Below are 13,324 nucleotides of genomic sequence, written 5' to 3'. Positions count from 1 at the left end.
CTTGACTATTGGCGGCGGTTACTCTCAGTGCAGACTGGGGTGTTATGGCAGATACAGTTGAATTTGATATCAGAGAAAATATTGCGAAATAGCATGCGAAAACGCAATTACATCGCGCTCGTCATGGGTCTTGCCCTATTGATTGGATCGATATCGGAAATCAGATCGAATCTGGATTTCATTCGAACATCGACTACAACCCAAGGCAAGGTTATCCGACTGAACCACGGCGAACGACATCCCGAGATCGCCTTTGTGACACAGAGCGGCAAGCAAATTACATTTCCCGCAAGTTTTATTTCCGCGGATGTCGGCGATTCCGTTGCGGTTCGCTACGACCCGGCTCTGCCACGAGAAACGGCACAAATTGACCGATTCGCCGGCATCTGGTTCGGGGCGATCATGTTGAGTACCCTCGCGGTTGTATTTCTGTATGCAGGCTGGACAGGGCAGGAATTCAGGGGGCGCTATGGGTAACCCTGCTAATATCCACCCGGCAAAAAAACCGTCCTCTTTCATGCTCCCGCTCAAATACCTGACCGGCTACCCCGCGCCTCTACAGGAGAAGGTCAGAACCCTGATCGCCGCCGATCAGCTCGGCGCCTACCTCGCGCGGAAATATCCGAACACGCACGACGTGCAGACCGATCGCGCGCTCTACGCGTATTGCGCCGAACTGAAACGCGAACATCTGCGCAGCGCCGAGCAGATCGACAAGGTCACCTACGACAGCAAGCTCGACATCGTACGGCACGCATTGGGTCTGCACACGAGCATTTCGCGCGTGCAGGGCGGCAAGCTGAAGGCGAAGAAGGAAATCCGCATCGCGTCGCTATTCAAATCGACGGCGCCGGAATTTCTGAAGATGATCGTCGTGCACGAACTCGCTCATCTGAAGGAGAGCGATCACAACAAGGCGTTTTATCGTCTGTGCGAGTTCATGCAACCGGGCTACCAGCAGATCGAATTCGACCTGCGGCTTTATCTGACCCATCGCGATCTGACGAAGAAGACAGCTTGACGCGCGCGCTTTGTGCACATGTCGTGCACGCGTGGCACGCATAACGAGTCCGCAGGCCACACGCCCCAAACATCGAGCGGCACACCTCAAGCCGCCACCTCAACCACCGAAGCCGTCAGCAATACCGGAATCGACTTCGAAGTCGGCGTGCCCGCGCCATCCGCCACGGAAGAAAGCGGCACGAGCGGATTCGTCTCCGGATAGTACGCACCGAGGCAGCCGCGCGGAATGTCGTATTCGACGAGCAGGAAGCCATCCACGCGACGCTCGATGCCATCGGCCCATACGCTCGTGATATCGACGCGCTGGCCGGCCGCGAACCCGAGCATCGCGATATCGGCCGGATTGGCGAACAGCACACGCCGCTGTCCGTACACGCCGCGATAGCGATCGTCGAGACCGTAAATCGTCGTGTTGTACTGATCGTGCGAGCGCGTGGTCATCAGCGTCATGAGCCGTTCGCCATGTTGCTTGCGCGCCAGATGAATCGGCGTATCGAGCGCGATCGCGTGAACGAGGAATTGTGCCTTGCCGCTCGGTGTTTTCCAGATGCGCTCGCGCGACGCCACGCCGAGATGGAAGCCGCCGGGCTTCTTCAGGCGCTCGTTGTAATCGGCGAAACCGTCGATCACCTGCGCGATGCCGTCGCGAATCAGCGCGTAGTCGGCCGCGTGCGCGAGCCAGTCCACCTTGGCGCTGCCCAGGGTCGCATGCGCCATGCGCGCGACGATCGCCACTTCGGAGAGCAGATTATCCGAGGCCGGTTGATTCATGCCATACGAGATGTGCACCATGCTCATCGAATCCTCGACGCTCACGCCCTGCGGCACGCCGTTCTGCAGATCGATCTCGGTGCGCCCGAGCGTCGGCAGAATCAGCGCATCGCGGCCATGCACGAGGTGGCTGCGGTTCAGCTTGGTCGTGACGTGCACGGTCAGATCGCAGGCGCGCATCGCCTCCCACGTGCGCGGTGTGTCGGGTGTCGCGATCGAGAAATTACCGCCCAGGCCGATGAACACTTTCACCTGGCCGTCGAGCATCGCCTGAATCGTGTTGACGACGTCGAGCCCATGCTCGCGCGGCGGTTCGAAATCGTAGACCGCGCCGAGCTTGTCGAGAAACGCGTCGGTTGGCTTTTCCTCGATGCCGACCGTGCGGTCGCCCTGCACGTTCGAGTGGCCGCGCACCGGGCACAGCCCCGCGCCGCGCCGGCCGATATTTCCGCGCATCATCATCAGGTTCGACAGCATCTGCACCGTCGCGACCGAGTTCTTGTGCTGCGTGAGGCCCATGCCCCACGTCGAGATCACCGCGCGGCCACGCGCGTAGATGTCGGCGAGCTTCAATACATCTTCGAACGGCACGCCCGCTTCGGCGACGATCGTGTCCCAGCGCTCGGCGCGCAGATCGTCGGCGAACGCTTCGAAGCCGACCGTGTGTTCGGCGATAAAGCCGACGTCGAGCACGCGTTCGAGGCCCGAGGCCAGCGCTTCGTCGTCGAGTTCGATGATGCGTTTGGCGACGCCCTTGATCAGCGCGAAGTCGCCGCCGACCTTCGGGCGGATGAACACCGAACTGATCTTCGTGCTGCCGAGCGTGAGCATTTCGACCGGATGCTGCGGGCTCGCGAAGCGTTCGAGCCCGCGCTCCTTGAGCGGATTGATCGACACGATCGTCGCGCCGCGCTTCGCGCATTCGCGCAGTTCGCCGAGCATGCGCGGATGGTTGGTGGCCGGATTCTGGCCGAAGATCAGCAGCGTATCGGCGTGCTCGAAGTCGTCGAGCGTGACCGTGCCCTTGCCGATGCCGACCGTATGCGGCAGGCCACGGCTCGTCGCTTCGTGGCACATGTTCGAGCAGTCGGGGAAATTGTTGGTGCCGTACATGCGCACGAACAGCTGATACAGGAACGCGGCTTCGTTGCTCGCGCGGCCCGAGGTATAGAACGCAGCGCGATCGGGATCGCCGAGCTGCTGCAGATGCCGCGCGATCAGCTCGAACGCTGCGTCCCAGCCGATCGGCACGTAGCGATCGGAGCGCGCGTCGTAGACGAGCGGATCGGTCAGACGGCCGTGTTGTTCGAGTTCGAAGTCCGATTGCGCCATCAGTTCGGCGACGCTGTGCTGCGCGAAGAACGCGGGCGTCACGCGCTTGCCGGTCGCTTCGGCGGCCACGGCCTTTACGCCGTTCTCGCAGAACTCGAAGGTCGAGGCATGCTCGCGATCGGGCCAGGCGCAGCCCGGGCAGTCGAAGCCGTCGGGCTGGTTCTGCTTGAGCAGCGTGCGGTAGTTGCCGCCCGCCACTTTTTCCTTGAGCAGATTGAGCGCGACGTATTTGAGCGCGCCCCAGCCGGCGGCGGGGTGCTTGTAGGGCTCGATGCGTGGTTCGATGCTGGCTTCGTTCTTCTTCATGACGGGGCGATGGAGCAGGCTTGGGGGCTTTTCGGGCCGATAGTCGCAAGCGTACTGTGTTCCCCCTGAAGGCGGCGGATACAGAAAATCGGAAAGAATAGGAGTACAGTTGCGCAAGCCTGATCGCGGTGCGCGTGCCGGCGTTTTCCAGGCCCTGTGAGCCTCGCAAGCCCCGCGACTCCTTCGCCCCCTTCGACTCCACCGTAACCCCCTTGAAGCTCTACGAAAAACTCGCCGACGAAATCACCGAAGCCGTGCGCCGCGGCGTGTTCGCGGCCGGCGAGCGGATTGCCTCGGTGCGCCAGGCGAGCCAGCAGCACGGCGTCAGCATCAAGACCGTGCTGCACGCGTATGCGTTGCTGGAGAGCCGCGGCATCGTCGAGACGCGGCCGCAGTCCGGCTATTTCGTGCGCGACGCGGCGGCGAAGGCGCTCGCGGTGGCGCCGGCTGCGTCGTCCACCGCGGCGCGCGAGGGCCGCAAGTCCGCCGCGCCCGCGCCGGTGCCCGCCACGGTGGACGTGAGCCGCCTCGTGCTGTCGACGCTGCGCAGCATCCGCGCGCACGACGCCGTGCCGTTCGGCTCGCCGTATCCGGACCCGTCGCTGTTTCCGTGGCGGCGCATCAACCAGTACGCGAACGCGATCGCGCGGCGTCACGCGAGCTGGAACCTGATCGACGACTTGCCGCCGGGCAATCCCGAGCTGATCCGGCAAATCGCGCGGCGCTACGCGGAAAACGGCCTGCCGGTCGATCCGGGCGAGATCGTCATCACGCTCGGCGCGACCGAGGCGATCAACCTGAGCCTGCAGGCGGTTGCCAAACCGGGCGACACGGTCGCGGTCGAATCGCCGACCTACTACGCGATGCTGCATGCGATCGAGCGCCTCGGCATGCGCGCGCTCGAAATCGCCACGCATCCGCTCGACGGCATCGACCTCGACGCGCTTGCCAAGGCGATCGGGCGGCAGAAGATCGCCGCCTGCATGGTGATGCCGAACTTCCAGAATCCGCTCGGCTTTTGCATGTCCGACGAGCGCAAGCGGCAACTGGTCGAACTGCTGGCCGCGCACGAGATTCCCGCGATCGAGAACGACGTCTACCAGGAACTGTATTTCGGCGACACGCGGCCTTCCACGCTGAAGACCTTCGACACAAGAGGGCTCGTGCTGCACTGCGCGTCGTTTTCGAAGAGCCTGACCGCGTCGTACCGGATCGGCTGGGCGCTGCCGGGGCGTTATCGCGCGCAGGTCGAGAAGCTCAAGTTCCTGAACACGCTGACGACGCCGTCGGTGCCGCAGGTCGCGGTCGCCGATTATCTGCGTCACGACGGCTACGACCGGCATCTGCGGCACGTGCGCAAGGTGTACCGGCAGCAGGCGCGCATCATGACGGCGCTCGTGCTGCGCTTCTTTCCGGCTGGCACGCGCGTGTCGGCGCCACAGGGCGGCTACGTGCTGTGGGTCGAACTGCCGGGCCGGATCGATTCGATGCGGCTCTATCAGGCCGCGCTCGCGCGCGGCATCACGGTGGGGCCCGGGATGATGTTTTCGACGCGCAACGATTTTCGCCACTTCATCCGGCTCAACTACAGCTACCCGTGGACCGCGCAGGCCGAGGCGGCGTTGAAGACGCTGGGGGAACTGGTGGCGGGGATGAGCTGAGCGCGCGCGGCAGGATCGCGAGCGTGGCGAACGACCGGCCCGCGAATCGGGCGACCCAGGAACGACTTACGAACGACCCACGAAGGAGACACGCATGGATGATGACGATATCGACCCGCAGCTCGCCGCGATACTCGCGCAGCTATGGCGCGCGCACCGGGAAACGCCGGGGCGCGCGTGGTCGCTCGCGAAGCTGTCGAAGCAGGCCGACGTACCGATGAGCAGTTTGCGGCGCCACCTGACCGCGCTGTCGGGCGGCGGTCTCGTCGATACCGCGTTCAACGAGGACGGCACGGGCACAGTGTGTCTGAGCGAGTCGGGCGAGGGCTTGTGCGCGCAGTTGTTCGGCGACGCAGAGGGTGAGGGCGGCGATGCCGACAGCAGGGATGCGGACGACGGCGGTGCCGCCGCCGAGGACGACGCGCCTCGGCCGCCGAGCCTGCATTGATATGTTTCACGGTTTGGTGCGACCCAGTGTGACCTGGTACGACGCAGTGCGATCCAGTATGACCTGATGCGACCCGGCGCGTCCCCGCGCGTCGGATCAAAGCCCACTCAAAGCTGACTCATCCCGCCATCGACGATGATCTCGCTGCCGACGATGAACGCCGACTCCGGCGCGGCCAGATGCAGCACGGTCGCGGCGATTTCCTCGGGCATGCCGAAGCGGCCGAGCGGCACCTGGCCGACGATCTGCGCGGCGGTGGCCTCGAGCGCGGCCGCGTCGAGGCCAAGCTTGCCGTAGAGCGGCGTGCGCACCGGCCCAGGGCTCACCACGTTCACACGTACGCCGCGCGGCAGCAACTCCGCCGATAGCGTCTTCGCGAGCGAAATCAGCGCGGCCTTGCTCGCCGCATACACGGACGAGCCCGGCATGCCGATATGCGCGTTGATCGAACCGTTGATGACGATCGACGCACCCCGGTTCAGCAGCGGCAGCAGCGCCTGGATCTGGAAGTACGCGCCCTTGACGTTGGTGTCGAAGCTCGCGTCCCACAGCGCTTCGTCGACGTCCGCGAACGGCGCGAATTTCGCGCTGCCCGCGTTGATGAAGACGGCGTCGAGCCGCACGCCTTGCGCGTCGACTGCGGCGGCCAGTTCGCGCGCCGCCGCGAGCGAGCCCGCGTCGTTGCGGATCGCGATCGCCCGTTCGCCGAGCGCGTTTTTGGCGGTGTCGAGCGCGGCGGCGTCGCGGCCGGTGATGACGACGCGAGCGCCTTCGCGGGCGAACGCTTGCGAGGCCGCGAAGCCGATGCCGCTGCTGCCGCCGGTGACGAGAATCGAGGTGTTCTGGAAGCGGGTCATTTCATTTCTCCGAAACAGTGTGAGGGGTTGGTAGGAGTGATAATGCGCGTCGCGGACGCGCTTGCCGTACCACTTCCTCGATGCACTCGTTCGAAGATATCGAACATGTTGTGGAGCGCGGGCCGGGTGCGATTGGGAAGGCGATTCGGAAGGCGATCCGGATGCGATTCGGGGTACAGGCCGGGAGCGGTTCCGGAACGATCCGGGAGCAGGTCGGGCGAAATCGAGGGGCCGCTGCAGGGCCACTTCAGGGTTGATTCAGGCCCATTTCAGGTCCGCTTCCATGCCGCGATAGCCATTTGCCGCCGCCGTCGTCGGAAAACGCCTGGCGACGGGTGACTTGCCTGGGTGCTTTCCAGTACAGTTGGCCCACGGTGCCGTCGAGCGTCGATTGCGCGGCGGCCTCGCGGATCGATGCGCCGCGTGCCGCCTCGCGAGGCGTGCGGGCGAAGCGTTGCCGTCGGGACCGGGCGCCGCGCCATTGTCATACGACGGGTGCAACGTCTATATATAAGTAGGGGCATATAGGGCGGCTGGCGGGAAGCGGCCGTCCAGACTGGGGGAAGGAACAGGAATGACACAACGATTCGTTCTGGGCCTGTCGGTCGCGGCGGGCCTGCTGGCGTTGCCGGTCGTGGCGAGCGCGCAGTCGCAGGCCTACACGACGAGCCGGGTCAACGTGCACGCCGGCCCTGCGGCCGATTATCCGATCGTCACGCAATTGCCGGCCGGCGTTCCGCTTACGGTCATGGGCTGCCTCGGCAACTTCCACTGGTGCGATGTCGCCGCGCCGAATCTGCGCGGCTGGGTCTTTGCAGCGCGGCTCAGTGTGCCGTATCAGGGCGGCAATGTGCCGTTGGTGAACTACGGCACCGTGATCGGTCTGCCGATTGTGGGCTTTGCGATCGCCGATTACTGGGGCAACTATTACCGCAGCCGGCCCTGGTACAGCCAGCAGTCGCGCTGGGCTCACCATCCGCCGCCGACAGTGCGGCGGCCGCCGTGGCATGCTGGACCAGGCGGCCCGCCACCGGGCAATGCAGGCGGACGACCACCGGGTGGACCGCCACCGGGCAATGCAGGCGGACGACCGCCGGGTGGCTCGCCACCGGGCAACGCAGGCGGCCGTCCACCCGGCGGCCCACCACCGGGTAATGCAGGCGGACGACCACCAGGCGGCCCGCCACCAGGCAATGCAGGCGGACGACCACCCGGCGGTCCGCCACCGGGTAACGCAGGCAGCCGTCCACCCGGCGGCCCACAGGGCAGCGGCGGTGGCCGACCTTCGGGCGGCGGCGGTCCACAAGGCCCCCAAGGCGGGGGCGGCAACCGCCCACCCGGCAGGCAGCAAGGCGGTGGCGGAGGCGGCAACAACTGAACCGGCCCGCGCACCGCGGCGAAGACACCGGGCGCGCCGGATAGGCGAGGCTTCCGGCATTCCCCGCCCGGCCTCGCGCATAGGCGACGCATTGCAGATATTTCGCACCGGTCTCTCGTAAACCCTGGTGCGCGGCGGACACTTATTTGCCGATGTTGGGTTGGGGGGCGCAACCATGATTTGCGAAGCGACATCACGTGGCACGACGGCAGCCTCTCCAGAGGGCTCCCGCTACCGGGCCGAGCGAGCCGAGGAACTGCTCGCCTCGGAGCGCAGCGTATTGCGGCTCATCACGTGCAACACGCCGTTGCCGGAACTGCTCGACGAGGTATGTCGCCGCGCCGAGGCGCTGCTCGGCGAAGGCGCGTCCTGCTCGATCCTGCTGCTCGACGCCGACGGCGTGCACATGCGCGTCGGCGGCGCACCGTCGCTGCCGCCCGCGTACAGCGCGGCGGTCAACGGCATTGCGATCGGCCCGCGGGTCGGTTCGTGCGGCACCGCGATGTACGGCCGGCGTCTCGTCGTCGTCGACGACATCGAAACCGATCCGCTCTGGGAAGGCTTCCGCCATCTCGCCCGGCCGTACGGTCTGCGCGCGTGCTGGTCCGTGCCGTTCGAAAACGACGCCGGCGTCGTGCTCGGCGCGTTCGCGGTCTATTACCGCACGAGGCGGCGTCCCACTCCCGAAGAAGAGGCGATGCTGCACGATATCGGCGGCAGCGTCGGCCTCGCGGTCCATCAGGACGCGATGGCGCAGCGTCTCGCGCGCAGCGAGGAGCGGCACCGGCTCGTCGTCGATCATCTGAGCGAGGGCATCGTCGTGCAGTCGCGCGCGGGCATCGTGCTCGCCTGCAATCCGAGCGCGCAGCGCATGCTGCGCGCGACGCCGCAGATCGTCGGTTGCCGCATCGATACCGTGATGACGCGCTCGTTCAACGAGGACGGCTCGCTCATCCACGAAACGCAGCGGCCGGTTACGCAGGTCTTCGCGACCGGCAAGCCGCTGCTCGGCGTGACGATCGGCGTCGAGCTGATCGGCGGCGAGGTCGTGTGGATCACCGAGAACGTCGTGCCGATCATGCGGCCCGGCGAGAGCGAGCCGGATTCGGTGCTGATCTCGTTTACCGACATCGGCCCGGTGCGCGAGGCGCAGCGCCAGCTCAAGTTTCTCGCCACGCGCGACTCGCTCACGGGCCTCTACAACCGCGCCTATCTGACCGAGCGGATGCGCGACCTGTTCGAACCGCAGGGCCACGGCAACGGCGGCGACGGCACGTTCGAGCCCGCGGGCGTCGCGGTGCTGTTCGTCGATCTCGACAGCTTCAAGAAGGTCAACGACACCGCCGGCCACGAAGCTGGCGACGCGCTGCTGTGCAGCGTTGCCGAGCGGCTGTCGGCCTGCGTTGGACGCGGCGACACGCTCGCGCGCGTCGGCGGCGACGAATTCGTGATCGTCGTCAGCGCGTATGGCGACACGAGCGAGCTGATCGCCCTCGCGCACCGGATTCTCGACATGATCGCGGTGCCGTTCGCGGTGGCCGGCAACGAGTACTACCTCGGTGCGTCGATCGGCATCAGTCTCTTTCCCGAGGACGGCCAGGACGTCGCGACGCTGATGCGCAACGCCGACTCGGCGATGTATCACGCGAAGCAGCGCGGCCGTAACAACTTCCAGTTCTTCACCGCCGAGCTGAACCGGCATCTGCAGCGGCGCTTCACGATCGAGCAGTCGCTGCGCCGCGCGCTCGCCGCCGACGAGCTGAGCCTCGTGTACCAGCCGATCGTCGATAGCCAGGACGGCCGCACGATCGGCGCCGAGGCGCTTTTGCGCTGGTACAACGGCGAGCTCGGCAACGTGTCGCCGGGCGAGTTCATTCCGGTCGCGGAGGACGCGGGGCTGATCGGCGAGATCGGCGACTGGGTGCTCCAGCGGGCCTGCGAGCAGGTCGCGCAATGGCGGCGCACGCTCGCGCCGCATCTGATCGTCGCGGTGAACCTGTCGCCGCGGCAATTCAACGACGGTCTGCTCGAGCGCATCGAGCGCTGTCTCGCGCAGTCGGGGCTCGAGCCCACCGCGCTCGAACTCGAGATCACCGAGCGGCTGCTGATGAGCGACAGCGACACCGTGCTGCCGATGCTGAGCGCGCTGAGCACGATGGGCGTGCGCATTTCGGTCGACGATTTCGGTACCGGCTATTCGTCGCTGTCCTATCTGAAGCGCTTTCCGCTGCATAACCTGAAGATCGACCGCTCGTTCGTCGCGGGGCTGCCCGACCATCGCGACTCGATCGCGATCACGCAGGCCGTCGTGGCGATGGCGCACTCGCTCGGCATGAACGTGACGGCGGAAGGCGTCGAGACCGCCGAGCAGGCGGCGTTTCTGCGCGCGATCGATTGCGACAAGCAGCAGGGCTATCTGTATAGCCGGCCGGTCGGCGCGAGCGCATACGCGCGCGGCCTGGGCGATGCGCAGACGAGCGGCATGGCGAAGGCGTACTGAGGTGTCCTGACGCGGCCTTCAGCGTCCTGACGTGCCGCGGGCGCTTCTGCCGCCGGGCCCGGCACATGGGCGGCGGATGCTTCGGCTTTGCCGTGCGCGATTGTTCTGATTGACGAACAAGTGACTTCGTGTTGCCGGTATTTATCGACGGCGGCGCGCTCCCTAGAATGCTTCCATCGAAACGTAATCAGGCGTGGTGCCGAAGCGGCGCCGCGCGATGGGGGTCGTCATGTCGGAGTTGATCAGAAACCAGCTTTACCGGCCATCGGTCGTGCTGCCGATGGTCGCGCTCATGCAGGTGATGGTGTCGCAGGACTTCAATCTCGGCCAGGTGGGCTGGGTGTTCGCGGCACGCGGAGCACAGGCCGCGCTGCAACGTTCGCGCGCGCTGCTTTGCGCGGTACATTGCCACGCATGACGGGCGCGGCTCGAATAGGCTTCGAGCCTGCGCGGTAGTTCATGCAGCAGTCCATGCAGTGTTCATGTAGTCATCCCGATTAATCCTCGCGGTGGGCGGATGGTGGTCCGCAAGGCAGCGCTCGCCGGGCGGCATGGTTCAAGGCGTAAGATGCTACGGACCTGCACCCAGCCCCGGGAGACGTGCCATGCCACAGCATTTCGACGCAGTCGTGATCGGTACGGGACAGGGCGGTGCGCCGTTGGCCGTGCGCCTTGCCCGAAGCGGCCGCCGAACCGCCGTCATCGAACGCGCGGAGTTTGGCGGAACCTGTGTGAACGTCGGCTGCACGCCGACCAAATCGTATGTGGCGAGCGCCCGCGCGGCGCATGTCGCGCGCCACGCGGGCGAACTCGGCGTGCAGGTGGGTTCGATCAACGTCGATCTCGCGGCGGTCAAGGCGCGCAAGGACCGGATCATCGGCGAGTCGCGCGGCGGCGTCGAAAAATGGCTGCGCGGCACCGAAAACATGACCGTATTCAACGGTCATGCGCGCTTCACCGGCGCGCATACGCTCGCCGTCACCGGCCTCGACGGCCAACTGCTCGCGGAACTGGGCGCCAACGAAATCTTCATCAACACCGGCACGCGCGCGGCCGTGCCGCCGCTCGACGGCATCCAGCGGATCCCGTACTACACGAACTCCACGCTGCTCGAACTGAGCGAATTGCCGGATCATCTGGCGATCGTCGGCGGCAGCTATATCGCGCTCGAATTCGCTCAGGTGTTTCGCCGCTTCGGCAGCCGCGTGAGCGTGCTCGTGCGCGGCGAGCGCGTGCTCAATCGCGAGGACGCGGATTGCTCGGAGTCGGTGCGCAAGGTGCTCGAGCGCGACGGCGTCGAGTTTCATTTCGGCGTGCAGCCGACGCGGGTCGAGCCGCATCCGCATCGCGCGAACGAGGTTTGCATCGGCTTCGAGCAGAACGTGCCGGCGCTCGAAGCCTCGCACCTGCTGTTCGCGACCGGCCGCAAGCCGAATACCGACGACCTCGGCCTCGACGCCGCCGGCATCGGAACGGACCGGCACGGCATGATCGCCGTCGACGGCCAACTGCGCACGAACGTGCCGGGCGTCTGGGCGATCGGCGACGTCAATGGGCGCGGCGCTTTCACGCATACCTCCTACGACGACTATCAGATCGTCGCGGCCAATCTGCTCGACGGCGGCTCGCGCAGCGCCGACACGCGGATCATGGCGTACGCGGTGTTCGTCGATCCGCCGCTCGCGCGCGTCGGCCTGTCGGAAGAGGACGTGCGTCGCAGCGGCCGGCAGGCGCTGATCGCGACGCTGCCGATGTCGCGCGTGGGCCGCGCGCGCGAGCGCGGTGAAACCGACGGCTTCATGAAAGTGCTCGCCGACGCGCACAGCCGGCAGATTCTCGGCGCGGCGATTCACGGCATCGAAGGCGACGAGGCGATCCACACGTTCATCGACATCATGACGGCGGGCGCACCGTATCCCACGCTGCAATTCGCGATGCACGTGCATCCGACGATCAGCGAACTCGTGCCGACCCTGCTCGACGGTCTCAAGCCGATGCCGTGAGCGCGCCCGCGAGCGCCGCGGACGGAATTGCCCACGACCGGCGCGGCAGCCCATCTCGCGCGCATCGACAAAGCCTTGCCGCGTCGCCGATAATCGGCAACGGCGCGGCTCGTCCGTCATGCGCGGGCGGGCTGTGCGCTCAACCGCATTCATCTCGGGGACTCGCAGCATGGGCAAGGGACGCGTCGAAGCCTTCAGCGATGGCGTAATCGCCATCATCATCACGATCATGGTGCTCGAACTGAAGGTGCCCGAAGGCCACGATCTCGCGGCGCTGCGCCCGGTCATTCCCGTGTTCTGCGCCTACGTGCTGAGCTTCATCTACGTCGGCATCTACTGGAGCAATCACCATCACATGCTGCATGCGGTGCAGAAGGTCAACGGCAAGGTGCTGTGGGCCAACCTGCATCTGCTGTTCTGGCTGTCGCTGCTGCCGGCCGTCACGCACTGGCTCGGCGAAAGCCATCTGGCCGCGTGGCCGAGCGCGCTGTACGGCGTCGTGCTGTTCATGTCCGCGATCGCCTATTTCTTCCTGACCCGCACGCTGATCCACGAGCACGGCCGCGACTCGACGCTCGCGAGAGCGCTCGGCGGGGACTTCAAGGGCAAGGTCTCGGTGGTTCTCTATCTGCTCGGCATCGGGCTCGCGTTCGTCGAGCCGTGGGCGTCGGCCACGCTTTATGCGCTCGTCGCCGCGTGGTGGCTCGTGCCGGACCGGCGTATCGAGCATCTGCTGGAGGGCTGAGCATGCTGCTCGCGCTGAAGCTCGTGCTGGTGCCGGCGTTTCTTGCCGCGCTGACGGCCGCCGCGCGGGCGTGGGGGCCGTCGGTCGCGGGATGGCTCGCCGGGCTGCCGGTCGTCGCCGGACCGATCGTGCTGCTGCTCGCGCTCGAACGCGGGCCGGGGTTCGCGGCGCAGGCATCGGTGGCGTCGATTGCGGCGATCGTCGCGGCGGAAGCGTTCAATCTCGCGTATGCGTGGACCTGCCGGCGCTTCGGCTGGCCGGTTGCGCTGGTCGCCGGCCTGGCCGGCTGGTTCGGCTCGG

General features: G+C 66.2%; 11 protein-coding genes and 1 pseudogene. 10 read left to right on the top strand and 2 right to left on the bottom strand.

The genetic code is table 11. The annotated features are described in order from the left end of the window. Nucleotides 1-93: 93 nt before the first annotated feature. Both F3J20_RS09100 and F3J20_RS09095 read left to right on the top strand, forming a co-directional pair. Nucleotides 94-477: a DUF3592 domain-containing protein gene (locus F3J20_RS09100; RefSeq protein ID WP_167283217.1), complete on the top strand. Its 384-nt coding sequence runs from the start codon at nt 94-96 to the stop codon at nt 475-477. Nucleotides 478-517: 40 nt separating this feature from the next. Continuing rightward, the gene (locus tag F3J20_RS09095; RefSeq protein ID WP_167283216.1) at nt 518-1,021 is read left to right on the top strand and encodes a M48 family metallopeptidase; all 504 of its coding nucleotides are present in this window, start codon (nt 518-520) and stop codon (nt 1,019-1,021) included. An 86-nt stretch (nt 1,022-1,107) separates the two neighbouring features. On the opposite strand, the gene F3J20_RS09090 is transcribed toward F3J20_RS09095, so the two are convergent. After that, a complete protein-coding gene (locus tag F3J20_RS09090; protein WP_167283215.1) occupies nt 1,108-3,432 on the bottom strand; it encodes an FdhF/YdeP family oxidoreductase in 2,325 nt (774 codons plus the stop codon). Nucleotides 3,433-3,644: 212 nt separating this feature from the next. On the opposite strand from F3J20_RS09090, the gene F3J20_RS09085 reads away from it, so the two are divergent. Together F3J20_RS09085 and F3J20_RS09080 are read left to right on the top strand one after the other, a co-directional pair. Then, complete coding sequence (locus tag F3J20_RS09085; RefSeq protein ID WP_167283214.1) at nt 3,645-5,093, top strand: PLP-dependent aminotransferase family protein; 1,449 nt, start codon at nt 3,645-3,647, stop codon at nt 5,091-5,093. A gap of 94 nt (nt 5,094-5,187) precedes the next feature. Then, on the top strand, nt 5,188-5,541 hold the full coding sequence (locus tag F3J20_RS09080) for a helix-turn-helix domain-containing protein (protein ID WP_167283213.1): 354 nt from the start codon (nt 5,188-5,190) through the stop codon (nt 5,539-5,541). A gap of 107 nt (nt 5,542-5,648) precedes the next feature. Here F3J20_RS09080 and F3J20_RS09075 read toward each other — a convergent pair whose 3' ends face one another. Beyond that, entirely contained in the window at nt 5,649-6,398 is a 750-nt protein-coding gene (locus F3J20_RS09075) for an SDR family oxidoreductase (protein WP_167283212.1), read from the bottom strand. 574 nt (nt 6,399-6,972) lie between these two features. Between F3J20_RS09075 and F3J20_RS09070 the strand changes: the two genes are divergently transcribed. The 6 genes and pseudogenes from F3J20_RS09070 to F3J20_RS09045 all read left to right on the top strand — a co-directional run. Then, nucleotides 6,973-7,776 carry an SH3 domain-containing protein gene (locus F3J20_RS09070; protein WP_167283211.1) on the top strand — a complete coding sequence of 268 codons (804 nt, stop codon included), beginning with the start codon at nt 6,973-6,975 and terminating at the stop codon, nt 7,774-7,776. Between the two features lie 175 nt (nt 7,777-7,951). Beyond that, on the top strand, nt 7,952-10,276 hold the full coding sequence (locus F3J20_RS09065; RefSeq protein ID WP_167283210.1) for an EAL domain-containing protein: 2,325 nt from the start codon (nt 7,952-7,954) through the stop codon (nt 10,274-10,276). Nucleotides 10,277-10,505: 229 nt separating this feature from the next. Next, on the top strand, nt 10,506-10,694 hold the full coding sequence (locus F3J20_RS09060; protein ID WP_167043313.1) for a hypothetical protein: 189 nt from the start codon (nt 10,506-10,508) through the stop codon (nt 10,692-10,694). Nucleotides 10,695-10,881: 187 nt separating this feature from the next. Beyond that, on the top strand, nt 10,882-12,279 hold the full coding sequence (locus F3J20_RS09055; protein WP_167283209.1) for an FAD-containing oxidoreductase: 1,398 nt from the start codon (nt 10,882-10,884) through the stop codon (nt 12,277-12,279). Between the two features lie 169 nt (nt 12,280-12,448). Then, nucleotides 12,449-13,024: a TMEM175 family protein gene (locus F3J20_RS09050; protein ID WP_167043309.1), complete on the top strand. Its 576-nt coding sequence runs from the start codon at nt 12,449-12,451 to the stop codon at nt 13,022-13,024. 5 nt (nt 13,025-13,029) lie between these two features. Next, a pseudogene (locus F3J20_RS09045) lies at nt 13,030-13,324 on the top strand (hypothetical protein); the annotation flags it as partial.

The sequence above is a fragment of the Paraburkholderia sp. Cy-641 genome (assembly GCF_011752945.1).
GTDB lineage: Bacteria > Pseudomonadota > Gammaproteobacteria > Burkholderiales > Burkholderiaceae > Paraburkholderia.
This window is presented reverse-complemented; position numbering and strand designations above follow the sequence as displayed.

What these genes read in the sequence shown, in the direction of transcription:
- F3J20_RS09100 (WP_167283217.1), top strand. Translation starts at nt 94, where the DNA reads ATGCGAAAACGCAATTACATCGCGCTCGTCATGGGTCTTGCCCTATTG.
- F3J20_RS09095 (WP_167283216.1), top strand. Translation starts at nt 518, where the DNA reads ATGCTCCCGCTCAAATACCTGACCGGCTACCCCGCGCCTCTACAGGAG.
- F3J20_RS09090 (WP_167283215.1), bottom strand. Translation starts at nt 3,432, where the DNA reads ATGAAGAAGAACGAAGCCAGCATCGAACCACGCATCGAGCCCTACAAG.
- F3J20_RS09080 (WP_167283213.1), top strand. Translation starts at nt 5,188, where the DNA reads ATGGATGATGACGATATCGACCCGCAGCTCGCCGCGATACTCGCGCAG.
- F3J20_RS09075 (WP_167283212.1), bottom strand. Translation starts at nt 6,398, where the DNA reads ATGACCCGCTTCCAGAACACCTCGATTCTCGTCACCGGCGGCAGCAGC.
- F3J20_RS09070 (WP_167283211.1), top strand. Translation starts at nt 6,973, where the DNA reads ATGACACAACGATTCGTTCTGGGCCTGTCGGTCGCGGCGGGCCTGCTG.
- F3J20_RS09065 (WP_167283210.1), top strand. Translation starts at nt 7,952, where the DNA reads ATGATTTGCGAAGCGACATCACGTGGCACGACGGCAGCCTCTCCAGAG.
- F3J20_RS09060 (WP_167043313.1), top strand. Translation starts at nt 10,506, where the DNA reads ATGTCGGAGTTGATCAGAAACCAGCTTTACCGGCCATCGGTCGTGCTG.
- F3J20_RS09055 (WP_167283209.1), top strand. Translation starts at nt 10,882, where the DNA reads ATGCCACAGCATTTCGACGCAGTCGTGATCGGTACGGGACAGGGCGGT.
- F3J20_RS09050 (WP_167043309.1), top strand. Translation starts at nt 12,449, where the DNA reads ATGGGCAAGGGACGCGTCGAAGCCTTCAGCGATGGCGTAATCGCCATC.